Here is a 23,890-nt window from a genome sequence, read left to right on the forward strand (position 1 = left end):
TCCGGCGCCTTGCGATCGCACGCTCCCCCAGCTACCGCTGGGAGGTGCCCCCTGACGCCGCACGCTGATCCGACCGGGGATATGACACAGGCTCTCACCTGGCGTCAACGCTGGTACCTCGTGGCCTGGGACCTCGACCGCGAGGACTGGCGTACCTTCCGCGTCGATCGCATCCATCCCCGCACACCTACCGGCCCCCGCTTCACCCCTCGCGAACTGCCCGGCGGCAACGTCGTCACCTTCATCACCAGCCGATTCCGCGGCAATGACGGCACCGCCACCGACTGGCCCTGCCTGGGCGAAGTCATCCTCCACCTCCTGGCCGCCAACGTCGCACCCTTCGCCCAGGACGGAATCGTCGAAGAACTCGGCCCCTACCACTGCCGACTCACCCTCGGCTCATGGTCATGGACCGGAATCGCCGCAACCGTCGGCCGCTTCGACACCGATAGCGAAGTCATCGGCCCGCCCCGACTGGCCACCGCATTCGCGGACCTCGCCGCCCGCTACGCCCGCGCCGCGGGCGCCACAAGACCAGATCCCGGTCCGACGCCGTGAGAACGAAACCCACCGCGCCGCGCAAGCCCTACGACGTGTCACATCACCACAGGGCAAAGGCCCTCTGACGCGGCACCAGGCATGAACGCCGGTACCGGTATCCGGGGCGCAACAGGATCGATGACCGCAAGACGTTGCAGGGCATCTTGTCCGTGCTCTACACGGGGATCCAGTGGGAGTTCCTGTCGCGGGAGCTGGGATTCGGTTCGGGGCCGACGTGCTGGCGGCGGCTGGCCGAGTGGCAGGCGGCCGGCGTATGGGATGAGCTTCAGCAGGTGTTGCTGGACCGGTTGCGGGCGGCGGACCGCAGAGTCGGTCACCGGCTGGTGCGTCGTGGTCCCCGGCTGCGTCCGCCGGCACAACCGCTGAGCCCTCCCGAAACGCCGTCGGCCATCGACTCCAAGGTCCGCAGGCCCAATGGCCTCCCGGACGTTGCGGAGCCAAGCACTGGCTGTCCCGGTCAATCCATGTCCATCTGCCAGTGGCGTGCGACGTGGCGTGCGGCGTAGCGTGCCTTGCGGTTGGCGGCCCTCACCCATCCCTGCCATTCCTTATGTGCTGAGCGTTCCTGGGTGCGTGCACAGCACGTCCATGGGGAGGCCATTCCGGTGACGGTGGCCCATCGGCAGCGGGTGCCGGTGTCCTGCCGGGGCGGGTGTGGCGGAAGGTCGCAGGGGCCGTGCCGGTGGTCGTGCAGGGGCAGACCACCGTGCTCGCGGTGGCGTACCCACGATGGTTTTGTCTTGTCCGTGTGGGACATCTCGTTCCTCCGGAACCAGCCGTCCGGGGTCCCGGGCTCTCCGGGCGGGCGGCTAGCGCAACTGCGTCATCGCCATCACCTGCTCTGTGCCTGTGCCTGTGCCTGTGCCGAGCAATGTAAGCGTCGGCCTGCTTCTTCCAAGACTACGTGGGGATCATGGGCAGGTCGATGACCCACAATCGGTTCGGCGCGGGCGCCGTGAAGTCGCGTTTCACCAGGTCCGGGGCAGGTCAGAGCTCTTCTTTCTCCTCGGTGGCCAGCAGGCCCTCCGCTCGCCGGCCTCGGCCTCGGCCTGCAGGATCCAGCCGCGCAGGGCATCGTGATGCACCCCGAGTTCCTTGGCCACACGGCGGATGACGGACTTTGGCTCGGCGGCGCGATACATCCGGACCGCACGGTCACGCAACTCCAGCGGGCATTTCCTCGGAGCAGGCCGGTCACCTTCCCCAAGGGCTGGTCAGGGCTGGTCGGTTCGCCCATCTCATTCTGCCGCCGACCGGTGACCTGTCGCGCCGTCAGCCGGTGGGGCACGGGGTCGGTGACGATGCCGGTTCGGCCGGCCAGCCCATGATCTTGCGGAGGGTGCCGCCGAACAGTGCGGTCTTCTCCGCTTCGGTGAACTCGTCGCGGTCGAGCAGGTAGTGCAGTCCCTGGGCGTATGAGTGGTAGCCGGGATACCTCGGCACTGGGTCGAAGCCGTGGAGGCGCCCGAAGACCCGATGCTGGTCCGTCCCCCACATGCAGCGGTCGACTCCGAAGGCGTCCAGTACCTGCCTCAGGTACGGCCAGATATCGGGGTAGGGGTACGGCGTATCTGACAGGGTCGGTGCCCCGGACAGTTTGACGGAGACATTCGGAAGGTCGGCGAGCGCCAGGAGCTGCCCGAGGTCGCGCCACGGCGGATCGTCGGCCGGCATGAACGGCGGCTGGTTGAGCCCGAGGTGATCGATGATCAGCGGCAAAGTCGGGTACGCACGCGCCACCACCGCCACGTCGGGGAGATCGCCCGCGCCCAGGACGCACACCGGTACACCGTGTTCCTCGGCTGTGCTCAGCAAGCGATCGTAGGCGCCTGCCCGGAGACGCTCGACGTTGCCGGGAGGCCAGGCTGTGGTGATGCGAAGACCCAGGACGCCCGGGTTCTCCCGCGCGCTCGCTACCTGGTCGGCGATGTCGGGCGCGGTCTCGTCGCATACCAGGACGGTTGCGAGGCGGTCGGGATGCCGGGCGGTCGCGGCCGCGCACCACTGGGCGGGGGCTACGTGCGGATCGCTGATGATGACGGCGGCATCCACGCCCGCGGCGTCCATCTGCCCGAGCAGAAGCTCGGTCTGCAGGTCCAAGAACGCCTCGTCGCCGTGCTTCCACTGCGACCAGGGCCGTGGCAGATGCAGATGCGCGTCGATGATTTCCATGGGGAGACTCCTCCTCGGGAGGTCTGATCGATACCAGGCGCCCGCCGCGCCATGTCCACTACCGTGCCGGCTCCCGTGGCGATCTTCCTTGTGAATTCGCCGCACGGTTCGCGTCAGCGGGTGAAGTAGTGGCCGGCGTCGAGATCCGCGAGCAGCCCGGGGCGAACCGGGTGCCAGTCCATCAGCTTTTGGGTGCTGGCACTGGAGGCCGGCGCGTCCGTCGCGAAGATCGGACCGAGCCAGCCGAAGTGCTCGACGGCCTGCTCCACAGGGATGGACGTGACCGGCAGGTTCAGGTGCTTGCCGATGCGCTCGGCGAGCCGGCGCACCGGGATGCCCTCATCGCCTACCGCGTGCAGCCGGCTGCCCGCGGGCGCGTGCTCCAAGGCCAGCCGGTACAGCAGCGCGGTGTCCAGCCGGTGCACGGCCGGCCACGCGTTGGCCCCGTCCCCCGGATATGCCGACACGCCCCGCTCCCGGGCAATATCGATCAGCCGGGAGACGAAGCCGTGGTGGTCGCCCTCGCCGTGCACCGACCGTGGCAGCCGTACCACTGAGCCGCGCACGCCGCGGTCGGCGAACGCCAGCACCGCCTCCTCCGCACCACCTCGCGCCGCAGCGGGCGTCCCGGGCGCGGGGATGGTGTCCTCGGTCGCCATCCCGCCCGCCACGCCCGGGGTGCCGGAGCTGATCACAAAGGGGCGATCCGTGCCGGCCAGCGTCTGCGCGATGGTCTCGACGGCGCGCAGGTCCACCGCGACGGAGTTCTGGAAATGGGTGAAGTCATGGATGAACGCGGTGTGGATCACGCCGTCGGCCAACGCCGCACCGGCGCGCAGGCTGTCCAGGTCCTCCAGGCTGCCGCGGTGCGCTTCGGCCCCGGTCGCGGTCAGCGTGGCAGCGGAGGCGTCCGATCGGGCCAGGCCAAGCACCTGGTGCCCGGCATCCAGCAGCTCCCGCACGACCGCGGCCCCGACGAAGCCGGTCGCACCGGTGACGAATACGCGCATGGTTGTCGGACTCCTTCGATCAGGTGACTGTCAACCGGCTCCGAATAGGTGCCGGGCCGGTTTTTCCACCCTGCCCCCGGACGACCTCCCCGATCCAATGAAACCTCCGCATCGCGCAATACGGCTTGAGCATCACTCCAGTTCATTGCCCTGTGCATGACGTGGTCGAGGACTACCCTGGGGACATGCCCGACCTGCCGACGGCCGTAGACCTCGATCTGCGGCTGGTGCACAGCTTCACGGTCATCGCCGAACACCGGCATTTCGGCCGCGCCGCCGAAGCCCTGCACATCACCCAGCCGTCCCTGAGCCGGCAGATCCACCGCCTGGAACAGCAACTCGGCGCCCGGCTACTGGACCGCACTCCGCGAGGCAGCGCCCTCACCGAGGCGGGCCAGGTGTTCCTGCCACAGGCCAAAGCGTTGCTGCGCGCCGCGGCTGGGGCCATCGCACGCGCCAAGGCCGCGGCCCAGCCCAGCCGCATCACCGTCGGCTACACCACCGGCCTGATCGTCACACCCGCCGTACGCGAGATGCGCCGCCGCCATCCCGACGCCGATGTGCGGGCCCAGCACGTGGCCTTCCACGACGTCCCAGCCGCGCTGCTGGAACACCGGGTGGACGCGGTGGTCAGCCGATTGCCGTTCCCCACCGATCAATTGCACGTCACGGTTCTCTACGACGAACCGCGCGTCGTGGTCGTGCCGCTGGACCACAGGCTGGCGGGCAAGGAATACGTCACCCTCGACGACATCGCCGACGAACCCCTGCCCCGACTGCGTGAGTCCGATCCGGCGTGGAGCGCCTACTGGCGCATCGATCCCCGCCCCAACGGCCGCCCCGCGCCCGACGGTCCCCTCATCGACGCCATCGAGGACAAGTTCGAACTCGTCGCCGCCGGGCAGGCCGTGGCCATCTTCGTCGGCCACAACATCCAGGCCCTGCGTCCCGACCTCACCTCGATTCCGCTCGACGGCGTCGATCCGGCCCACGTCGTACTGGCCACTCGCGCCGACGACCACAGTCGCCTGGTCACCGCGTTCCGTAAGTACGCCCAGACCCACCTCAGCAGACCGGACTCAGCCGAACCCACCCGGTCGTGACGCGTGTTCCTGGGGTCGTTCGGGGAAGTCGGCGGCCGCGCCATCGCCATCGCCATCGAAGAAGGCATCAGCGCCTTGGTCATCTCCTGCGCCGGCCGCCACCAGTACTTCGAAGACGTCAGCCGCGTCGACCAGGAACCGCTCGCCACCATCGGCCACATGACCGCTCACCTGGAGGTCAGCGTGGTGCGCGCCGCCGACTGGGAGAAAGCCGCCATCCCATCCCATGGCGGAACCGCCGGGACCAGCCCAGGAGGCTGCCCGGCGGCGCTCGGCACCCGGGCCCGCTCGGACGCACGCAGCAGGGCGAGTTGCTCGGGGTGTTCCATGAGGGCGAGCGTGCCGAGCGCGATCATGTTGGCGGAGGTCTCGTGCCCGGCGAGCAGCAGCAGGACGCCCATCTGGGCGGCGTCCTGCCGGGTCAGCTCGCCCGCCTGGACCCTGGGCACAAGACCGGAGAGCAGGTCGTCGGCAGGGTGGGACAGCTTCTGCCCCATCAGGTCGCCGAGGTAGTCGATCAGCCCGGCCAGGGCGGACGTCCGGTCCTCGGGGGACGTCGACCGCCTGGCTATGACGTGGGTGTTCTCTCGGAAGAAATGGTGGTCGGAGTAGGGGATACCCAGCAGCTCGCAGATCACCAGCGACGGCACGGGCAGCGCGAACACTTCCACCAGGTCGACCGGGGTGGGCCCGGCGAGCATGTCGTCGATCAGGCCGTCCACGATCCTCTGCACGGAGGGCCGCAGCCTCTCCACGTTCTTCGCCGTGAACGGCGCGGTCACCATGCGTCGCAGCCGAGCGTGTTCGGGGTTGTCCATCACGATGAAGCTGAGGGCGTCCTCGCCGTCGCTGGGAACGGTCTGCGGGTATCCGGGCCGAGTGTTGTCGGCACTGATCTTCGGATCGAGGGACAGGGCACGCAGATCGGCATGGCCGGTCACCAGCCAGGGGGTACCGCCGTCCACGGTGCGAACCCTGGTGAGGGGTCCTTTCCGCTGCATCGCTTTGAGCGCCGGGGGCGGGTCGAATGGGCAGCCCGTCGCCCTGGGCATCGGGTATTCAGGGGCCGACGCGGTCGCTTCGGTCGGGCTTCCGGCCAGGGGGTCGGACATGTCTCTCCTTGATGGTAGGGAGTTAGTACTCCAGCGGGCGGATCGGTGAGCCGGAGCGCGGGAATGTGCTGCCGCGCCGTGAAGCCGCACCGGCCACGACTTCCACGGACTCAGCGACTCTGTGCCTGCCCAGCGAAGACGCCGTCATCAGGCACGGAAGGACAACAGCTGTCAGGGCACCTCAGAAGAGGCCACCGCTTGCGTGGATGGTCTGGCCGTTGATCCATGCGCCTTCGTCCGAGGCCAGGAACGCGACCACCGATGCGATGTCGGCCGGCTCGCCCAGGCGGCCGAGGGGCGTCTGGCTACGGATGGACGCGGCCACGTCAGCCGGCATCTGAGCCTGCAGGGCATCGGTGCGGGTAGCGCCGGGCAACACGCTGTTCACCGTGATTCCGCGCGGTCCGAGCTCGTGTGCCGCCGCCCGGGCCAGTTGCTCAGCCGCCGCTTTACTCGCGGCGTAGAGGCCCGCGCCAGGATGCGCCGCGACGGTCGCACCGCTGGAGATCACGACGACCCGCCCACCGTGGCGCATGTGGAGTGCGGCCTCCTTCAGGGCTCTGAAGACGGGCCGGGTGTTGATGGCGAAGTGCAGCTCCAAGTCCTCGTCCGTGGCATCCGCCAGGGATGTGGGGCGCGCCATCCCGGTATTGCTGACGAGGACATCCAGCCCGCCGTACTCCGTAACGGCCGCCTTGAACAGAGAGCTCAGTTGCGTCGCGTCGCGCACATCGGCTCGCACCGCGGTGGCCCGTCCGCCCGCACGCTCGACGGCGGTCACGGCATCTTTCGCCGCGACCGCGTCCGAGTGGTAGTTGACGATCACCCGCGCTCCATCCGCCCCCAACCGTTCGGCGACAGCGCGCCCGATCCCCCGGGACGCTCCCGTCACGACTGCGACCTTGCTGTTCATGCGCATGTCCGAGCCCCCAGAAAGGTGGTGATGTCGATAGGCGAGATGCTCTCCTAAATTGTCGATGACGTCAATCATCTAGACTGTCCCTCATGACCTCGGATGCCCTTGCTGCCGCCGTAACCACGCTGCACCGCGAGGCCGCCGCCCTCTACGCGCTCATCGGGCGCGAGTTCGGCCTGACCACTCAGCAGGCCCAGCTACTGTGCGTCCTGACTTCCGATCGGCCGTCCTTCAGTGAACTGGCCACCACTCTCGGCTGCGACAGGACCAATGTCACCGGCATGATCGACCGGTTGGAGAGGCGGGGGCTGTTGGCGAGAGAGCGCGACAGCGAGGACCGCAGGGTGAATCGCGTAACGGCCACCCAGGAGGGCGAACAGCTGATTGTGCGCCTACGGGAGCGCTTCGCCGAATCGGTCGCCGACCGGTTCAGCCGTCTCACACCCGAGGAACATGACCGCCTCGCCGCCCTCGCAACCGCACTCACCCCCGGAACAGCACCGAACTCGAAACACTGAGCTCTTGGGGTGGTTACCTATCGGGTAGCGCGGGCTGTCCGTTTTCACCGTCACGGTCGCTGGCCGGTTGCTCCCGCGTAACTGCCGCAGTCGGGGCTCACCGCCCCGCCCGCTCCAGTGCCCCGCGCAGCTCCGCCGCGCTCGCGCAGCCGATCTCGGGGTGCTCCCGCAGCGCCGTGTCGATGACCTCCGCGAGGCGTCGTGGGATGGCCGGGTCGCGGCGGCGGATCGGGATCGCCGGCTCCTGCAGGACGACCTGCCAGGGGTCCTTGGCGCGCGGGAACTCGCGCGGGGTCCTTCCGGTCAGCGTGTGGTAGAGGCAGGCGGCAAATGCCCAGACGTCCACGGCGGGGGTGGCCTTGCGGAAGTCGATGACCTGTTGGCGCGGCATGAACATCGGTTTGCCAGCCGTGGTGCCGGTGCGTGTCAGCCCGCTCAGGCCCGCCTGGTCAAAGGCCTTTCCGATGCCGAAGTCCGCGATCTTCGCCGTCGTCGAGCCGTCGGTCTCCCGGTGCAGCAGGATGTTGGAGGGGCTCAAATCGCGGTGGACGATTCCCTGCCCGTGCGCGTGTTCCAGGCCCTTGAGCGCCTGCACCGCGATGGGCATCGCCTCCTCGACCGGGAGTCGCCCGCCGCGTCGGGCGACGAGCCGGTCCAGACTGCCGCCGGTGCAGAACTCGGTTGTCAGATAGAAGGTTCCGTATCCGAAGCCCGCGTCGTGCGGCGCGACGACGTGCGGATGCTTCATCGCCCGGGTGAGCGCCACCTCGCGCAGGAACCGGGCGCGCGCCGTCTCGCTCGCCGCCACCTTCGGCAGCATCACCTTCAGCGCCACCTCGACGCCGGTGGCCTCGTGCCGGGCCAGGTACACCGCGCCCATGCCGCCACGGCCGAGCTCCCGGATCACCGAGTAGCCGCGGATGGCCTTGAGGTCGGCGCGGCCGCCGTGCGCCAGCTCGAGCAGCAGCTTGAGCACGGCGTCGGGCCGGGCCTGGCAGGCGGCGCACAACAACTCGCCGGGGCGGCCGCCCGCCTCGTCGCCCAGCTCGCGCTCGCACTTGGCGCAGCGCGCGAGCCTCACCGTGGCGACCCGCGGCCGCGTGATGTCGACGCGGAACACGGTGTCACCGAGGCGGATCCGGTCGCCGTCCTTGAGGTCGTGCCCGGGGTAGGAATCCGCGACGGCCTCCTCGGGGGTGAGGCCGCGGCGCCGCTGGCCGATCTTCTCGCCGTTGACGTACGTGCCGTTGAGGCTGCCGAAGTCGCGGATGCGGATGTCCGGCGGGTTGATGTCGAGCAGGCAGTGGTGGCGGGAGACGGTCTTGTGGTCGGAGTCGTCGGGCAGTTGTGGCGAGCAGTCGGTGGAGCGGCCGAGAACGCAGGTGGTGCGCTCCTCGAAGACGTACGCGCCGGGCTTGACCCGGCCCTCGACGAGGGTGAGCGTGATGGTGGCCGAGGGCGGCACAGAGGATCGTCTCCTTGCGTGTGGGGGGCTTCGGGGGACGAGACGGTGAACGTGAGCGTGCCGTCCGCTGCGCCGGACAGTACGCGTCCCGCTCCGCTCAGTCGGCCGCCAGCTCCCAGTCGAGGTCCCAGAGCCGGATGCCGTCGTCTCCCGCCGAGACCAAGTTGCGCAGGTCGGGGGTGAGTTCGAGGTGCCGGATGCGTTGTTGGTGCCCTTCGAGCACGTGCAGGCATCGGCCGGTGGCGACCTCCCACATCCGTACGGATCTGTCGTGCCCGGCCGAGAAGGCGAACCGGGCGTCGGGTGTGAACCGCACGGCGGAGACCCAGCCCTCGTGCCCCGCGAACTCGCGTACGGACCGCCCGGAACCGGCGTCCCACAGCCGGATCGGTTCGTCCTTGGCGCCCGAGGACATGACCTGGTGTGTGGACATGGCCAGGCGGCCGTCGGCGCTCAGGCACGCCGACAGGATCGGTTCCCGGGGGCCGGTCCAGGTCCGCAGGCAGGCTCCGGTGTCGAGATCCCGCAGCCGGACCACGCCGCCTGAGTCGCCGACCGCCGCGAGCCGTCCGTCCGCGGACGTGGAGATCACGTTGACCGGGCCGTTCTGGCTGATCGTCGCGACGCAGCGGTCGTCGTCCAGGTCCCATCGGCGCAGGACACCGTCGCCGCTGCCGAACCAGGCGTACCTTCCGTCGCCGGTGAACCTGATGGTCCGCCTCATGTCCCAGTCCGGAGTCAGCCGACGGCACTCGCCGTCCGCCAGTCGCCGCCGAATGATCGCGAGTGGCTTGGTGCCCTCGCACAGGACGTGCCGGCCGTCGTCGCTCAACGCCACCCCGCCCACCCTGCCCTGGTGATCGTCGAGGACGTGCGTGCACGCGCCGCTGTCCAGATCCCAGATCCGCACGGTGCCGTCGCTCTGCCCGCTGACGGCGAGCCGGACATCCGCGGCGACACCGATCGCCGTGATGGCGCCGAAGGAGAGGTGGCCGGCGTCCAGTGGCCGCGACCAGGCGGAGCGCAGCCGTACGTGGCGCGCCGAGCGGCCCAGTTCGTGCCAGGCGGCCAGGACCTGGGGCGCGCGCTCGTATCCCGGTATCTCCCGTGCGCGGGTCAACAGGCCGAAGGCTGACCGGTGTCGGCCGTTCGACATCGCCTGGCGTGCGTCGGCGAGCAGCTCCTCGGCCAGTCCGCCGAGCCGGCTGACCTCCGCGTGCTCGCGCGGCTTGATCAGATGCGGCTCGGCGGCGTATCCGGTAGCGGGCAACCGCCAGCGGTGCATGGGCAGTTCGGGATGTCCGCCGACGGAGCAGCCGAACCGGTCGTCACCGTCCTCGAATCCGACGTGGTGCATTCCGTACGCGTGGGCGGTGAAGCTCCGCAGACACCGGCCGCTGCTCAGCTCCCAGAGCTGAACGGTGTGGTCGCCGGTCGTTCCGGACAGCAGCAGCCGCCCACTGTCACCGAAGGCCAGGTGACCGGCCGCGGCGGTCAGCCCCGTCAACGTACGCAAGGTACGGACCCGCTGGTCGTCCCCCACAGCCCACAACCGGATCACCCGGTCCTTGCCGGCCACCGCGACCATCCGCCCATCGGGGCTGAAGCACAGCGCATGCGTCGCCGAGCCGGCGGCCAGCACCCGGCACCGGCCATCGGCCACGCTCCACAGCCGCGCCCCGTCCTCCTCGGCGGTGAGCACATGGCGCCCGTCGGCGCTCACCTCGTACTGCGAGCCGTCCAGGGCGCCGTCCTTGAGCGCTGCCCCGAGCGACCACAGGCAGGTCCCGGTCCGCGGTTCCCAGACCTGGACGCGCCCGTCCACGCCCTGCCACACACCGATGCGCCCGTCGGCACTCAACCTGACCGGGCACCCCGTGGCGCGTGCGGCGGAGCGGATGACGCGGGTACACCTGCCCGCCCTGAGATCCCAGAACTGCACCGTGCCGTCGCGGCTCGTGGACAGCGCGTACGAGCCGTCAGGGGTGAGGTCGACGCCGAGCACCTGCGTGCGGTGGCCCCTGACCGACACCCGCTGTGCGCGGGTCGCCGTGTCCCACAGCCGGAGCACGCCGTCCCAGTGGCCGCTCAGCGCGAGGCGTCCGTCGGGAGTGAACCGGATCGGCAGGTAGCCCATCACCTCGTGCCGGGCGAGCAGTTTCACCGGCGCGAACGGCACCGCGAACGGCTCGCGAAACTCCCGGGTGCCGGTGTGGCGGGCATCGGCCACGGTTCCGGAGGCCGCCACCCGCAGCGCCGCCCGTACGTCGGTGTCGTCGGGCCGTTCGCGCGCGAGGGCGTCGAGCAGGTCGTGTGCCGCCGCGAGGTCGCCGCGTTCGAGGTGGACCCGGGCCAGAAACAGCCGCACCTGCCAGGAGGACGCGCCGGACCCACGTGGGATCGCCTCCAACCGGGCGACGAGTTCCCCATCGGTGATCGCCCCCGTACGCCACCGGAACAGGCCACTGTTGTACACGGCCCCGACGTGGTGCGGGTCGACCGCGAGCGCCTGGTCGAAGGCCTGCTCGGCGTCGGCGGCCCGGTCCAGGTCGAGGAGCGACAGGCCACGGTTGTTGAGCTCGTCGGCGCGCAGATCGGCGGCCTGCGACATGGGACGCGGATACGCCGAGCCGGTCGCCTGCTCGTAGATCCCGGTCAGTACATCCGCGATGTCCGCCATCGAGGCCGGCCGGTGGGCCGGGTGCTGCCGCAGACAGCGCCGGAGCAGGTGGGCGACCTCCGGCGGCGCCGCGACCGGATTCGAGGGGTCGGCCAGGTATTCCTCCAGCGCGAGACCCGCGACCGAACCAGCCGCCCAATGCACACCGCCGGTGAACATCTCCAGGACCGAGACCGCGAAACTGTAGACATCGCTGCGCCGCCCGACGGGCTCGCCAGCGAGCTGCTCCGGGGACGCGTAGCCGACCGTCATGCCGCCGGACGGCACCAACACGCTGGCACCCGGCGCCATGTGGAGGTCAGTCGGGGCCGTGGCGGCCTTGGACCGGGCGAGACCGAAGTCGGTGATCTTCGCGGCGCCCGTGCCGTCGAGCAGAATGTTCGCCGGCTTCACATCCTGGTGCACCAGGTCTCCGCGATGGGCGTGCTCGAGCCCACGGGCCGCTTGGACTGCCGTGTCGAGGACACGGGCGAGGGCCTGCCGCGCATCCCCGGCGTGGAGGCGCCCGTCGCCGATCCACTCGGCCAGGCTGCCGCCGTCGACGTACTCGGCGAACACGCGGGGGACACCGTCGATCACCCGCACGTAATGGCAGGCGCAGACGTTCGGATGGAGCCCGAGGGACACCCACGCCTCGGCCTCCCTGACGAACAGCTCCTGATCGCCGGGGCTCCGGAACAGCTCGGGCCGCGAACTCTTCACCGCCATGTCGATGCCCCAGGCGAGATGCCGTACCCGGTGCACGACGCCCATCCCGCCCCGGCCAAGCTCGCCGATCACCCGGTACCGGCCGTCGACGGTCTCGCCGGTCGCCCAAACGGTCGGCGACGTAGGTGCGTTCACTGCGATTCCTCATCGTGATTGCGGCAGAAGTCGCCGTCCTGGAAGGCCCGGACGCGGAAGACCCCGTTGTCAGACTTCGACGAGGGTCAGTATGTGACGTCGTCGATCCTGGTGTCGATGCTTCAGGCTCACCGCGGGGGTGCGGGAGCGCGTCGTTCGGCCCTTTGCCGGGATCGCGCTTGCCGGAATCCTCATCCGTGCAGGTCACGCTGAATGCCGATACTCGTTGAGGATGCCGCCGAGGCGCTCGCGTCTTCGTATGTCGAGGCCGGCGATCTGCTCCGGATCAACGTCCGGTCCAGCGGTTCGTGCCGACAGGTCTGCACCCACCGCTCCATGACCGAGTTCATTCTCGGCATCCGAACACCGCTGAGTACGACCTCAATCCCCGCATCGGCGAGGATGCTCACCAGTCGGTCACCGCCGGGCCCGGCCGCGTCGCCCCCGCGGCGTAGGCGCTCGACGCTCTCCGCGGCCGTTACCCGTCTGGCGAGTGGTTCCACGCCCTGGTTACGCTGGACATCAGCGAGCCCGCCAGGCGGTGCCACCGAACGCCGCGTCCGGCGGGAGGACGGCCGTCACCCATGGCACGCACCAGTCACATCATCGAGGGCCGTGAGATCGTCACCGACGTTCCGCGCCCCGGCTACGACTTCATCGTCTGTGGCGGAGGGACCTCGGGGTCCGTCGTCGCCCGACGGCTGGCAGACGTGCCCGAGGTGAGCGTTCTGCTGCTGGAAGCCGGTGGCAGCGACCGGGTGGAGGCGGTCACCGACGCCACCCGGTGGATGTCCAATATCGGTAGCGAACGCGACTGGGGCTTTTCGGCTCAGCCGTCCCGCTCGCTTCACGGCCGTATGCCCGCGCTGCCGATGGGCAAGGTGCTGGGCGGCGGCTCCAGCGTCAACGCCTCCGTCTGGGCACGGGGCCACCGCTGCGACTTCGACTCCTGGGCCGAGGAAACCGGCGATCCGGGCTGGTCGTACACCTCTGTCCTCGATGTCTACCGCCGAGTGGAGAACTGGACCGGCCCCGCCGACCCCCGCCGCGGCACCGGTGGCCCGCTGCGGATCGCCCTCCCCGAGGACCCGGTCCCGGTCGCGGCGGCCCTGGCCCGGGCGACGTCCGCGACCGGCATTCCGGCCGTCGACGATCTCAATGCGGACCCCATGGAGTCCGGCTGTGGCTGCGGTCTTCCCAACCTCCTGATCGGCCCGGGACACGCCCGGGTCTCGATCGCCGCCACCTATCTCCATCCGGTCATGGGCCGCCCCAATCTCGACATCGTGCTGGGCGCCGAGGTGACCCGGCTCAGGCTGTCGGGGACCCGGGTGACCGGGGTGGAGTTCGTCCGCCGGGGCCGCGTGTACACCGTCTCGGCGGACGAGGAGGTGATCGTCTCTCTCGGCGCCATCAACACCCCGAAGCTGCTGCTGCTCTCCGGCCTGGGCGACCAGGCGGAACTCGCGGCGCTTGGCATCCCCGGCGTCGTGCATCTGCCGGGTGTGGGGAAGAACTTCCAGGATCACATTCTGCTCGCCGGCTGTATCTGGGAGTACCGCGTCCCCGAGGCACCCCGGAACAACGCCGCCGAGTTTGCCATCTTCGCCAAGAGCGACCCGTCGCTGCCCGGCCCCGATCTGATGCCGGTGCTGGACGAGCTTCCGCTCGCCGGCGAGGCGACGGTCCTCCGGTACGACGTTCCCGTGGGGGACGATTCCGCTTGGACCCTGGCGCCCGGCCTCGCCCGCCCGGCCAGCCGTGGCTCGGTACGGCTGGCCTGCCCGGATCCCTTGGCACCCCCGCTGATCGACGCCGGCTACCTCCGGGCCGAGGAGGACATGAGGGCGCTCGAATACTGCGTGGAGCTCTGCCGGGAGATCGGCAACCGCGCGGAGGTCGAGCCGTTCGTCAAGCGCGAGGTCATGCCCGGTCCGCTGCGCCGTGCCGAGCTCAGGGACTTCATCCGGGACGCGGCCGGTTCGTACTTCCACGAGACCTGCACCGCGAAGATGGGGCGCGATGAGATGTCCGTGGTCGACGCCTCGCTGCGCGTCCACGGTGTCGGTGGCCTGCGCATCGCGGACGGCTCGGTCATGCCCACCATCACCAGCGGCAACACCATGGCACCCTGCGTCATCATCGGCGAACGGGCCGCGGACCTGGTCAAGGCCGGGCGTGGCATCGGCTGACATTCGCGCATTGGCGGCGGCGTCCGGCCTCGTATGCCGATGACCATGTCCATCGGCCGGAACTATTCTTGAGGTGAGGGTTATATTCGGGCTATATGGGACGCTCACGGTCTTCGATCCGTACGGCACGGGCTCCCGAGGACGATGACAGGTGACGCCATGGGTGTGGATGAACAACACCCAGACAGCGCGGACACCCGGATCACTCGGTCGGCGCGGGCACGGCTTCGGCTGATGGGTTCCGCGGGTGGCCAGCTGAGTGGCACCGGGCCGGTGAGGCTCGCCCTCGGGCAGGCGGTCGCCGAACTCGGCGCCCTGGGCGGCATGATCCATGTGTGTGATCCGCGCCAGGGGGTGATGCGCCTGGTGGCCAGCATGGGGCTGCCGGACAACCTGGTCGTGGGGTGGGAGACCCTCACGGACGAGGACAGCGCGGCTCCCGTGTCCTGTGTGCGTTACGGCAGCCAGGTCTGGACGCCGCCACCGCCGGATGTGCCGCACCGGGCGCCCCTCTCGTCGTCCGGCCGCTCCCCCCAGGAGGACTTCCCTCCCGGCGCCGGCTCGCTTCCGCCCGGAAGTGGGGTGGTGTCGGTGCCCGTGATCACGGCCGACGGGCAGTCGGTGGGTGCGTTGTCCGCCCTGGTGGAGGTGGCGGATGAGCTCGACGACGCGCAATGTGAATTCCTGCGGATGGTCGCCGAGTGGGTCGCCGGGTATCTGCGGCCCGCCCGACCCGCCGCCACGGACGTCGAGCACGAGAGGCAACCCCTCGGCGGCGACGTCGTCGGCAGTGCCGTATGGCGGATGAACGACGGCCTCCTCGCCCTCGACGACCAGGCACGGCTGACCTTCGCCAATCCCGCGGCCCTGAAGTTGCTGGGGGCTTCCGCCCAGGAGGCGCTGGGGACCGTGCTGTGGGACCACCCGGTGGTCCGGGACACCGGGATGGCCGCCTGCCACGGGCGGGCCGTGACCACTCAGGCACCGGCCGGATTCGACACCCGGTGGCCCGGCAGAGCGGGCTGGTACCACGCACGCTTCGACCCGGTCCCCGATGGACTGGTCATCCACATCGCGGACATCACCGAACGCCGGAGGGAGGAGGCCGAACATTCCACGGCCCAGCGCACCGCGGCCGAGCGGGTCATGCGCATGGGCGAGCTGACCTCGGCGCTCGCCGAGGCGCTGACCGTCCAGGATGTCGTGAAGGCGGTCGCCGACCGGGTGCTTCCGCCGTTCGGCGCGACCGGCCTGATCTGCCAGGTGATCGAGGACGGGCAGTGGCGCATGGTCGGTTCGGCCGGGTATCCGGCGGAGTTCCTCGAGACCGTTCAGAGCATCTCGGTCATGGAGATGTCCGCCATCGTGGAGGTCCTCAGCTCCCGCTCCCCGATCTTCCTGTCCACTCCGCAGGAGTACGCCGAACTCCACCCGGACGCGGTCGGCTATCTCCACCGAAGCGGGATGAAGGCATGGGCCTTCCTCCCCCTGATCGCCTCGGACCAGCAGATCGGCTACTGCGTGGTGGGTTTCGGTCAGCCACGCCACTTTTCCGAGGAGGACCGCTCCCTGCTCATCGCGCTGAGCGGACTGGTCGCCCAGGCGCTGGAGCGGGCCCGGCTGTACGACGCCGAGCACACCCGGGCCCAGGAGCTCCAGCGTGGACTGCTGCCCCACAGGCTGCCCGTCCTGCCGGCCGTCACGGCCGCCGCGCGCTATCTGCCCGCCGCCGGGGGCGTGCAGCTCGGCGGCGACTGGTACGACCTCATCCCGTTGTCCGGGGAGCGGGTCGCCCTCGTCATCGGCGATGTCATGGGCCACGGGCTGTCCGAGGCCGTGACCATGGGGCGGCTGCGCACGGCCGTGCACACCCTCGCCGATCTCGAGCTCCCGCCCGATGAACTCCTCGCCCACCTCAACGATCTGGTCGGCGACCTCGGCGATGACTTCTACGCCACCTGTCTGTACACGGTCTATGACCCCGCCACCAACCTGTGCTGTTTCGCGAGCGCCGGGCACCCACCGCTCGCCGTCCTCCGACCCGACGGGACGGCCTACTTCCCCCCTGCCGACGCCGATCCACCGCTCGGCGCCGCCAGCCCGCCCTTCGAGATGCACGAGATCGAGGTGCCCGAAGGCAGCCACCTGGTGCTGTACACCGATGGCCTGGTCGAGTCGTCCGCCGTTGACATCGACAAGGGCATGGTCCGCCTCGCTCACGCCCTCACCAGGGCTGCCTCACCTCCGGCGGACTTGTCCGCGGACGTGTGCGCCCCCACCCCGCTCCATGGCCCCGGTCAGCTGTGCGACTCCGTCATCAGCGCATTGGTGCCGGAGCAGGCCGAGACTCACGACGACGCCGCGCTGCTGATCGCCCGGACGCGGTCGATAGCTCCGGACCGTGTGGTGTCCTGGGCGCTCCCGGACGGCCCCATCGCCGCGGCCGAAGCCCGTCATCGGGCCACCGAAAAGCTGTCCACGTGGGGTCTCGACGAGCTGTCGATGACCACCGAGCTTCTGGTCAGCGAGCTGGTCGGCAATGTCGTCCGGCACGCGAAGGGCCCCATGCGGCTGCGTCTGCTGTACGGCCGGACACTGATCTGCGAAGTGTCGGACGGCAGCCTCACCACCCCGCGGATCCGCCGCGCCGCCGAGACCGACGAGGGCGGGCGCGGGCTGCAGCTGGTCTCGGCGCTGTCCGATCGATGGGGCATGCGTTTCACGGCGACGGGCAAGTGCATCTGGACGGAGCAGGCGCTGCCCTCGCCCGCACGCCCGGCCGTCGCCGCCTGAGGGGCGGGTGTGGGTGCCGGATCCCGGATGGGAGCGATGGGGAGCCTTCCGGGAGCGCCAAGGTGCCTGTCGGGTCAAGGGGAGGCAAGGCCCCTTGGTGCCCGCCGGTAGACGGGGCACCCCCAGGGCGTGAGCGCCGTAGAGGGCTTTACGGCGCAGTAACGAACTGCTCGAACTCCAGGAGTGCGGGGAGAAGACCCCCGGTTCTTCGCCGCTTGCGCCACCCAGGAGGTGGTCGGGTGTGCGGTGGTGCCCAGGATCCGGATGCGGCGGCCGCTGTGCTCGATCACCGCGAGTCAGCAGTTCCCTTGCCAGGGCACCGCATAGGAGCTGCCGATTTCATACAGCCCTGGTGTGGAAACTTTGAAACGGATCCAGTCACCATCACGCTCGATACAACCAGCGCTGGTGCGTAGCCAGGGGGAATAGGGGATACGCAACCTGACCATGCCGCGCTTGGGAACTTGTATTGCAAATTTTGCACCGTCACTGTTGACGACTGACGCATCTGCGCCTGAGATAATTGGCCTGGCACCCTTCACCCGATAAATCTGCCACTGGGAGTCGTGCCACACCGGCTCCAGCCAGCTTGGTCTGCCGCGGACGAGCTTGGCTTCGTCTTTTGCCGCCCAGTCAGGCTCACCCCCCGGCAAGACGACATAACCTACCGCCCACTTGTCGAGCCATGCGCGATATTTTCCAATCGTGAACTGGTTTTCATAGAACAGGCCCCCACGTTCTACATCGAGCTGACGATTCCACCCCCGCGCCAGATTCACGTGAGGACCGAGTACGGTGGTTTCACGATGATTGACAGCAGGCACTACCTCCACACGCGTGCGGTCCGCATGCAAACGGTCGAGTGCTTTCAGCACGCCTTGCGTGTGGGACGCCCATGACGGCACAGGTGTCGACATATTGAGCACATGGATAGTGTGTGCCGTCACCCACTGCACAGAAAGAGCGAGAGAAAGCCCGATAGCTATCCTTGGCACTATGTGAACGCCGCGCTCGAGTAGCACGCAGAGAAGCACCGGAGGCCCGAACAGTTCAGCGAGACGGATTACGTTGGAACCGACCGGCGAAGAAATCAGTCCGGTCAAAATCACGCCTGACGCATAAGCCGCGGAACTGAAACGTAGAGTCCTCCACTCTCGCGGTGCCAGCAGCGCCAGAACGATTCCGAAGAGGGCTGGTTTCCAAATATCGTCCGTTGCCATGGGCATTACGCCGCTAAAAGGAAAGAGCGAGATTGTCAAAGCGACCACTGCGACAGGCGGTGCACAAACAGCGATAGCTCTTCCAATGTCCCGGTTCAAGAGCCACCCTGCCCCAAGAACCAGGAGAAACAGCCCTGCGACGGGACTGGCCAGAGTCGCCAGGGCGCTGAACGCCGATGCCAGGACCAAGCGCCGGCTGGAACCTGCCAGGCTGAGACAGGACACTAGTGCCAGAATCACGCCCAGTGCGAAAGTCGAGCGCCCCGATGCGACATTCGCCCAGAGAGACAGGACCGCCAGGAGCGTAGGCCACAGCGGACGGCTTACTCCGCTACGAACGAACACACGCCCCACGAACCACGAGGCAATGACTCCCGCCCCCGCGGTGACAGTCCGCACACCAAGAAGTGCCATCAACTGCGGCGCAATTACACTGTAGTTGCCGACATGGATGCCTCCGTACCAGCCCAGGTTGTAGGGGGATCCGGGGTGTCGGGAGACGAAATCCGCCCATGATAATTGCGCGGCAAGATCACCGCCGCCTGTTGCCAGATAGGCGGCCCATACCGCATACAGCGGCAGGGCCAGGGCGGTAGCCGAAATCGGGACGTAGTGTTGGCGCCAGCGTGTGCGCGCCCATGCGAATCTGTCGGCATGAACACTATCTATAGGCGGTTGGACCGCCAAGACGGAGAGAGGCAATGGTCGTCCGTTCAGTATTTCCTGCGGAACTCTTGTGGAGCTGACGAACGTCCCACTAGGCGCGACAAGGGCGCGATGACGACAACGGCTTTGGCCGGGCTCGGTGATTGTCGACGGGCGGGTATGGGAGGGGAAACCGTCCTGGCCACGGCGGGGCCACATTCATCAACGGACATCGGCGACAGGGCCTTTCGGCGGTGGCGAAGACACTCCGCCAGCGTGCCGGGACCTCGTTGACCGGTTGCTGATCCAACCTGACCGGCCGATCAGGAAGGCGGGCCGGCGCTGTGCAAGGCTGCACCGCATGCGCATCCTGGTGGTCGAAGACGAGGTGGACCTTGCCCACACCCTGCACACCGGTCTGACCGCCGAGGGCTACAGCGTCGACCTCGCCCATGACGGCCGGCAGGGACTGTGGATGGCCCGGACCGGCGAATACGCCCTTGTCGTACTGGACTTGATGCTGCCCGGACTCAACGGCTACAAGGTCTGCGCCCAGCTGCGCCGGGAGGGCAACGCGACCCCCATCCTGGTCCTCACCGCCAAGGACGGGGAGTGGGATCAGGCAGAGGCCCTGGACACGGGGGCCGATGACTACCTGGCCAAACCCTTCTCCTACATGGTGCTCGTCGCACGGCTGCGGGCCCTGGTCAGACGAGCCGCCGCGGTCGCCCCGCCCGTCCTTGCCGTGGGTGACCTCTCGTTGGATGTCGCCGGCCGGGTCTGCCGCCGGGCCGGGGCCCGGGTGGAACTCACACCCCGGGAGTTCGCCGTGCTGGAGCTGCTGGCCCGCCGCGCGGGCCAGGCGGTCTCCAAAACGGATCTGCTCTATCACGCGTGGCCCGACGAAGCCCAGGATCCCAACCTGGTGGAGGTGCGCGTCAGCGCCCTCCGCAAGAAGGTGGACACCGCGTTCCAGCGGCAGTCCCTGCAGACCGTACGGGGTACCGGCTACCGCCTGGTGGACGACCGTGAACGCGACTGAGCCGCGACGCCACTGGTGGCCGCGTTCGGTACGAGCCCGCACGGCCCTGGCCGCCGCCCTGGCCGCGGCCGTTGTCCTGGTCGGCATCGGCTGGTGGGTGCACCAGGAGGTCTACCGCGAGAGCATGACCATCGCCGAAAACCGTGCCGAGCGGAATCTCGCCGCTCTCGTGGATCAGCTGAGGGATGGTTCGGTTCCCGGTCCCGCAAGCGCCGCGCCGTACGAGGTCGTCGCGACCGGCCGGCGCACCGCTGTCGCCTCCGGCGGAGCCATGCAGGACTTCGATCCCCGCGCCCGCCATGTGCTGCCCGCTCCACCCGCGCTCTCCGCCCCGACACCAAAGGATGACAGTGACAGCTGGGGCTATACGACGCAGCCCCTGCGCATACCGGAGCGCCGCGACTACAACCCCGTGCACGGATACGACTTGGCCGGCAAGACCTACTTGGTCTTGTACAACGACATCTGGGCCGGTGAACTGGGCAAGGACAAGGCCGCCGCCCTGGGCGTCACCGCCGACGCCACGCTGCGGGCCTATGTGGTGGTGCTCCCGGACACAGCCGAGGAGATCGCCGGCACCACCGACGACCTGCTGCTGCGGGCCGGTTTCGTCGGCCTTGTGCTGATCGCCGCCATCGCCTACTTCACCGTCCGCATCGCGCTGCGGCCGGTCGAAGCCATCCGTGTCCTCACCGCCTCGGTCACCCCGAGCGACCCCCGCGAACGCGTCACCGTCCCCGCCACGGGACACGAGATCACCGCCTTGGCCACCACCATCAACACCACCCTCCAACGCCTCGACAACGCCGCCGCCCAGCAACGCCGCTTCGTCGCGGACGCCGCCCACGAACTGCGCAGCCCCCTCACCACACTGCTGGCCAGCCTGGAAGTCGCGCTCGCCTACCCGGAACGCACCGACTGGCCCGCCGCGGCCACCACCGCCGCACGACAGACCCGCCGCCTCCAGGCCCTCGCCGAAGACCTGCTGCTCCTCGCCCGCCTCGACACCCGCACCCCCACAGCCGACCCCGAAACCGTCGACCTGACAGCCCTCGCCTCCCGGCTGACCGAGCAATACCCCCTCACCGAACGACCGTTGACCCTCACCTGCGACAGCACCGCCCCCGCACCCGCACACGGAAACCCGGACGAATACGAACGGCTGCTGCGCAACCTCATCGACAACGCCGTCCGCCACGCCGCACACCGCATCCAGATCACCATCCGTAACGAGGACGCCTGGGTCGTCCTCACGGTGCACGACGACGGACCGGGCGTGCCCACCGAGGACGCCGAGCGCATCTTCGAACGCTTCGTACGGCTCGACGACGCCCGCTCCCGCGACCACGGCGGCACCGGCCTGGGCCTCGCCATCGCCCGCGACCTGGCCCACCGCCACCGAGGCACCCTCACCCTCGCCCCCCGGACCCTCGGAGCATGCTTCCAGCTACGCCTCCCCCAAGCCCCCACCCCAGCCGACAAATGACGCGCTTCACCGCGGCGGCACACCACGACAACCTGGTCGGCCGACTCCGCACGGCCGGCCTCTGCCCTTGCCGGAAACCTCATCGGTGCGGGTCACGCCGCATACCGCGAAGTGCCCGGTGCGTTCGGTCAACTTGATCCGGACACCGCCGCAATGGAAACGCGCAGGCTGACTACGCGGCCTTGGAAGTACCCGCCGGAGTTGGGCCGCAGCGGTGGTAGACGCGTCCACGGGCGGCGGAGAAGCGCATGGTGATCGCCTCCGGGGAGTGGTGCGGGGCGCCGACACTCCCAGTCTTCACCGAGGGACACACCACGCGACCACCTCATGCCCGATAGGGGGCTGACCTGGGGATTCCCCTTGTCGCGGCCAGAAGTGCGGAGATCTGCCGGGAGTGCAGTGACGCAGGAAATAATGTGCCAGGCGCGCCAGTATCCGGCCATCCGGCGAGTAGACGCTCCCGCTACAGGCCGCCGCCTATTCGGCTGAGAACTGTGCGGGGGGAAAAAGAGCGCGTGGTCGTGGGGCCGTGTGGTCGTGAGATGGAGCGACTACCGGGATTGCCGCCGCATCCCTCGGCTCGTGGACTGCTCCATGCGGATGTGTCGGCCCGTCGAGTGCTATGCCGAGGTGGGCGGGTGTGGGGAGCGGAGCACGAGCAGGGTGATCTCGCTGGGGGCGAAGACGCGGAAGGGCGGGCCCCAGAAGCCGGTGCCGCGGCTGGTGTAGAGGAGGGTGCGGGGGCCGTGGTGGCTGAGGCCGGCGAGGGCGGGCTGGTCGATGCGGACGAGGTGGTGGAAGGGCCAGATCTGGCCGCCGTGGGTGTGGCCGGAGAGTTGGAGGTCGATGCCGGCGGCTGCCGCCCGGTCGATGAACTTGGGCTGGTGTGCCAGGAGCAGGACGGGCAGGTCGGGGTCGGCGCCGTTCAGGGCTCCGGCGAGGTGGGCGCGGTGGCCTGCCAGGCCGGAGGACTCGGCGGTGACGTCGTCCACGCCGGCGACCACGAGGGTGTCGCCTCCGCGTTCGAGCAGCAGATGGCGGTTGCGCAGCGGTTCCCAGCCCAGTTCGTCCATCAGGTCGACCCAGCCCTGGGCCTCGCTGTAGTACTCGTGGTTGCCGGTGACGTATACACGGGCGCGGGTGGCCCGCACGGTGCCGAGTGGGGCGGCCTGGGCGCGGCGGCGTTCGGCCGTGCCGTCCGCGATGTCGCCGGTGTGGCAGACCAGGTCGGCTTCCAGAGTGTTCACCGTCTCGCATACCCGCGCCGACCAGCGAGTGCGATCGAGCGGGCCGTAGTGGGTGTCGGTGATGAGGGCGACGCGGATGCCGTCCAACCCGGCACCCAGCCGTGGGAGTTGCACGTCGAGTTGGCGCACGCGTGGCACGCGGCGGGCCTCGGCGTACCCCCAGCCGAGCAGTACGGCGGTGATGCCGAGGACGGCCCAGGTGACGATTCGGGCCCGGTCCTGGCTCTCGCCGACGCCGGCCACGGTCAGGGCGAGCCGCAAGAGGACGCCGAGCAGGACGGACCAGGTGAACAGAATCCAGCTGGTGCCCAGCAGGGTGTCGCCGATGATCGCAGCCCGGTCCTGCTGGCGCCGGCCGTGGCCGCGCGCCATCGCGAGCGGCATACCGATGAGGCCGAGGGTGAACAGGGCGGTGCCGACCAGCGTGACGGGCAGCGGCCAGTGCTGGCCGGTGAGCAGGAGCACCCAGCAGGGCACGGCCCACAGCAGGACGGGGGCGATCAGGGGGATGAAGCGCATCAGGCGGCGCAGTCGGCTCTGCCGCGGCGCTTGCGCCTCACCCTCGGCGGGCCGGGTGTTGCTGGTGTCGGTCACGCTTCCCCTCCCTGACCAGGCTGCCCTCTCGGGCACTGTATCCGGTCGCCTTGGGCCGGCCGGACCGGCGTTCATGGGCGCGGGCCTCTGGGGCGAAGGGTTCTCCGCGAGATGGCGAGAGGTCGCCGCGGACACCTCCCTTGGCATCAGCCGCGATCAGGGTGCTACTGCCCGGCTTGGTACTGCCGCCAGCGGAGGGCGCGGTCGGCGGGACGATGGCCTGCGCCGGGCCATTCACGGGAGGCATGCTGTGAGTTGGACACGAGGCCGCCGCGCCGGACGGTGGTGAGC

The 23,890-nt window shown here is 69.3% G+C and carries 17 protein-coding genes and 1 pseudogene; 9 read left to right on the top strand and 9 right to left on the bottom strand.

Going from position 1 to position 23,890, the window contains the following annotated elements; translation table 11 throughout:
• The coding region (locus ACFXB5_RS03340) for a helix-turn-helix transcriptional regulator (RefSeq protein WP_385201885.1) at positions 1 to 558 on the top strand (558 nt) is incomplete at its 5' end.
• A gap of 101 nt (positions 559 to 659) precedes the next feature.
• Positions 660 to 866: pseudogene (locus tag ACFXB5_RS03345) on the top strand (transposase); the annotation flags it as partial.
• A gap of 663 nt (positions 867 to 1,529) precedes the next feature.
• On the opposite strand, the gene ACFXB5_RS03350 reads toward ACFXB5_RS03345, so the two are convergent.
• The 3 genes from ACFXB5_RS03350 to ACFXB5_RS03360 form a co-directional block, all read right to left on the bottom strand.
• A complete protein-coding gene (locus ACFXB5_RS03350; protein ID WP_385202047.1) occupies positions 1,530 to 1,730 on the bottom strand; it encodes a transposase in 201 nt (66 codons plus the stop codon).
• A gap of 103 nt (positions 1,731 to 1,833) precedes the next feature.
• Positions 1,834 to 2,733 carry an amidohydrolase family protein gene (locus ACFXB5_RS03355; RefSeq protein ID WP_385201886.1) on the bottom strand — a complete coding sequence of 300 codons (900 nt, stop codon included), beginning with the start codon at positions 2,731 to 2,733 and terminating at the stop codon, positions 1,834 to 1,836.
• 113 nt (positions 2,734 to 2,846) lie between these two features.
• Complete coding sequence (locus ACFXB5_RS03360; RefSeq protein WP_385201888.1) at positions 2,847 to 3,743, bottom strand: SDR family oxidoreductase; 897 nt, start codon at positions 3,741 to 3,743, stop codon at positions 2,847 to 2,849.
• 185 nt (positions 3,744 to 3,928) lie between these two features.
• Here ACFXB5_RS03360 and ACFXB5_RS03365 point away from each other — a divergent pair, with 185 nt between their 5' ends.
• The gene (locus ACFXB5_RS03365; protein WP_385201890.1) at positions 3,929 to 4,846 is read left to right on the top strand and encodes a LysR family transcriptional regulator; all 918 of its coding nucleotides are present in this window, start codon (positions 3,929 to 3,931) and stop codon (positions 4,844 to 4,846) included.
• On the opposite strand, the gene ACFXB5_RS03370 is transcribed toward ACFXB5_RS03365, so the two are convergent.
• Positions 4,823 to 5,005: a hypothetical protein gene (locus ACFXB5_RS03370; protein ID WP_385202059.1), complete on the bottom strand. Its 183-nt coding sequence runs from the start codon at positions 5,003 to 5,005 to the stop codon at positions 4,823 to 4,825. The genes ACFXB5_RS03365 and ACFXB5_RS03370 overlap by 24 nt on opposite strands.
• On the opposite strand from ACFXB5_RS03370, the gene ACFXB5_RS03375 reads away from it, so the two are divergent.
• A complete protein-coding gene (locus ACFXB5_RS03375) occupies positions 4,922 to 5,359 on the top strand; it encodes a hypothetical protein (RefSeq protein WP_385202049.1) in 438 nt (145 codons plus the stop codon). The two genes, ACFXB5_RS03370 and ACFXB5_RS03375, sit on opposite strands and share 84 nt — an antisense overlap.
• A gap of 780 nt (positions 5,360 to 6,139) precedes the next feature.
• Here the strand turns inward: ACFXB5_RS03375 and ACFXB5_RS03380 are convergent.
• Positions 6,140 to 6,949: an SDR family oxidoreductase gene (locus tag ACFXB5_RS03380; protein WP_385201892.1), complete on the bottom strand. Its 810-nt coding sequence runs from the start codon at positions 6,947 to 6,949 to the stop codon at positions 6,140 to 6,142.
• 14 nt (positions 6,950 to 6,963) lie between these two features.
• On the opposite strand from ACFXB5_RS03380, the gene ACFXB5_RS03385 reads away from it, so the two are divergent.
• On the top strand, positions 6,964 to 7,392 hold the full coding sequence (locus ACFXB5_RS03385) for a MarR family transcriptional regulator (protein WP_385201894.1): 429 nt from the start codon (positions 6,964 to 6,966) through the stop codon (positions 7,390 to 7,392).
• A gap of 97 nt (positions 7,393 to 7,489) precedes the next feature.
• Here the strand turns inward: ACFXB5_RS03385 and ACFXB5_RS03390 are convergent, their stop codons facing one another.
• Entirely contained in the window at positions 7,490 to 8,857 is a 1,368-nt protein-coding gene (locus ACFXB5_RS03390) for a protein kinase (protein ID WP_385201896.1), read from the bottom strand.
• A 97-nt stretch (positions 8,858 to 8,954) separates the two neighbouring features.
• On the bottom strand, positions 8,955 to 12,380 hold the full coding sequence (locus ACFXB5_RS03395; protein WP_385201898.1) for a protein kinase: 3,426 nt from the start codon (positions 12,378 to 12,380) through the stop codon (positions 8,955 to 8,957).
• A 584-nt stretch (positions 12,381 to 12,964) separates the two neighbouring features.
• Between ACFXB5_RS03395 and ACFXB5_RS03400 the strand changes: the two genes are divergently transcribed.
• Positions 12,965 to 14,572 carry a GMC family oxidoreductase gene (locus ACFXB5_RS03400; RefSeq protein WP_385201900.1) on the top strand — a complete coding sequence of 536 codons (1,608 nt, stop codon included), beginning with the start codon at positions 12,965 to 12,967 and terminating at the stop codon, positions 14,570 to 14,572.
• Positions 14,573 to 14,731: 159 nt separating this feature from the next.
• The gene (locus tag ACFXB5_RS03405; protein WP_385201902.1) at positions 14,732 to 17,365 is read left to right on the top strand and encodes a SpoIIE family protein phosphatase; all 2,634 of its coding nucleotides are present in this window, start codon (positions 14,732 to 14,734) and stop codon (positions 17,363 to 17,365) included.
• A gap of 296 nt (positions 17,366 to 17,661) precedes the next feature.
• Here the strand turns inward: ACFXB5_RS03405 and ACFXB5_RS03410 are convergent, their stop codons facing one another.
• A complete protein-coding gene (locus ACFXB5_RS03410) occupies positions 17,662 to 18,585 on the bottom strand; it encodes a hypothetical protein (RefSeq protein ID WP_385201904.1) in 924 nt (307 codons plus the stop codon).
• A 1,006-nt stretch (positions 18,586 to 19,591) separates the two neighbouring features.
• Here ACFXB5_RS03410 and ACFXB5_RS03415 point away from each other — a divergent pair.
• Positions 19,592 to 20,272 (top strand): response regulator transcription factor, encoded by a 681-nt coding sequence (locus ACFXB5_RS03415; protein WP_385201906.1) that lies wholly within the window; start codon positions 19,592 to 19,594, stop codon positions 20,270 to 20,272.
• Positions 20,259 to 21,758 (top strand): sensor histidine kinase, encoded by a 1,500-nt coding sequence (locus tag ACFXB5_RS03420; protein WP_385201908.1) that lies wholly within the window; start codon positions 20,259 to 20,261, stop codon positions 21,756 to 21,758. Before ACFXB5_RS03415 ends, ACFXB5_RS03420 begins: the two co-directional genes overlap by 14 nt.
• 620 nt (positions 21,759 to 22,378) lie before the next feature.
• On the opposite strand, the gene ACFXB5_RS03425 is transcribed toward ACFXB5_RS03420, so the two are convergent.
• Positions 22,379 to 23,599, bottom strand: a complete 1,221-nt coding sequence (locus tag ACFXB5_RS03425) for a metallophosphoesterase (RefSeq protein ID WP_385201909.1) — start codon at positions 23,597 to 23,599, stop codon at positions 22,379 to 22,381.
• Positions 23,600 to 23,890: the final 291 nt, after the last annotated feature.

The organism is Streptomyces sp. NPDC059455 (assembly GCF_042750115.1).
In the GTDB taxonomy this organism is placed as follows: domain Bacteria; phylum Actinomycetota; class Actinomycetes; order Streptomycetales; family Streptomycetaceae; genus Streptomyces; species Streptomyces endocoffeicus.

Excerpts from the sequence above, each read along its gene's own strand:
- ACFXB5_RS03410 (WP_385201904.1), bottom strand. The coding sequence starts at position 18,585 with ATGGCAACGGACGATATTTGGAAACCAGCCCTCTTCGGAATCGTTCTG.
- ACFXB5_RS03355 (WP_385201886.1), bottom strand. The coding sequence starts at position 2,733 with ATGGAAATCATCGACGCGCATCTGCATCTGCCACGGCCCTGGTCGCAG.
- ACFXB5_RS03385 (WP_385201894.1), top strand. The coding sequence starts at position 6,964 with ATGACCTCGGATGCCCTTGCTGCCGCCGTAACCACGCTGCACCGCGAG.
- ACFXB5_RS03415 (WP_385201906.1), top strand. The coding sequence starts at position 19,592 with ATGCGCATCCTGGTGGTCGAAGACGAGGTGGACCTTGCCCACACCCTG.
- ACFXB5_RS03360 (WP_385201888.1), bottom strand. The coding sequence starts at position 3,743 with ATGCGCGTATTCGTCACCGGTGCGACCGGCTTCGTCGGGGCCGCGGTC.
- ACFXB5_RS03400 (WP_385201900.1), top strand. The coding sequence starts at position 12,965 with ATGGCACGCACCAGTCACATCATCGAGGGCCGTGAGATCGTCACCGAC.
- ACFXB5_RS03365 (WP_385201890.1), top strand. The coding sequence starts at position 3,929 with ATGCCCGACCTGCCGACGGCCGTAGACCTCGATCTGCGGCTGGTGCAC.
- ACFXB5_RS03380 (WP_385201892.1), bottom strand. The coding sequence starts at position 6,949 with ATGATTGACGTCATCGACAATTTAGGAGAGCATCTCGCCTATCGACAT.
- ACFXB5_RS03405 (WP_385201902.1), top strand. The coding sequence starts at position 14,732 with ATGGGTGTGGATGAACAACACCCAGACAGCGCGGACACCCGGATCACT.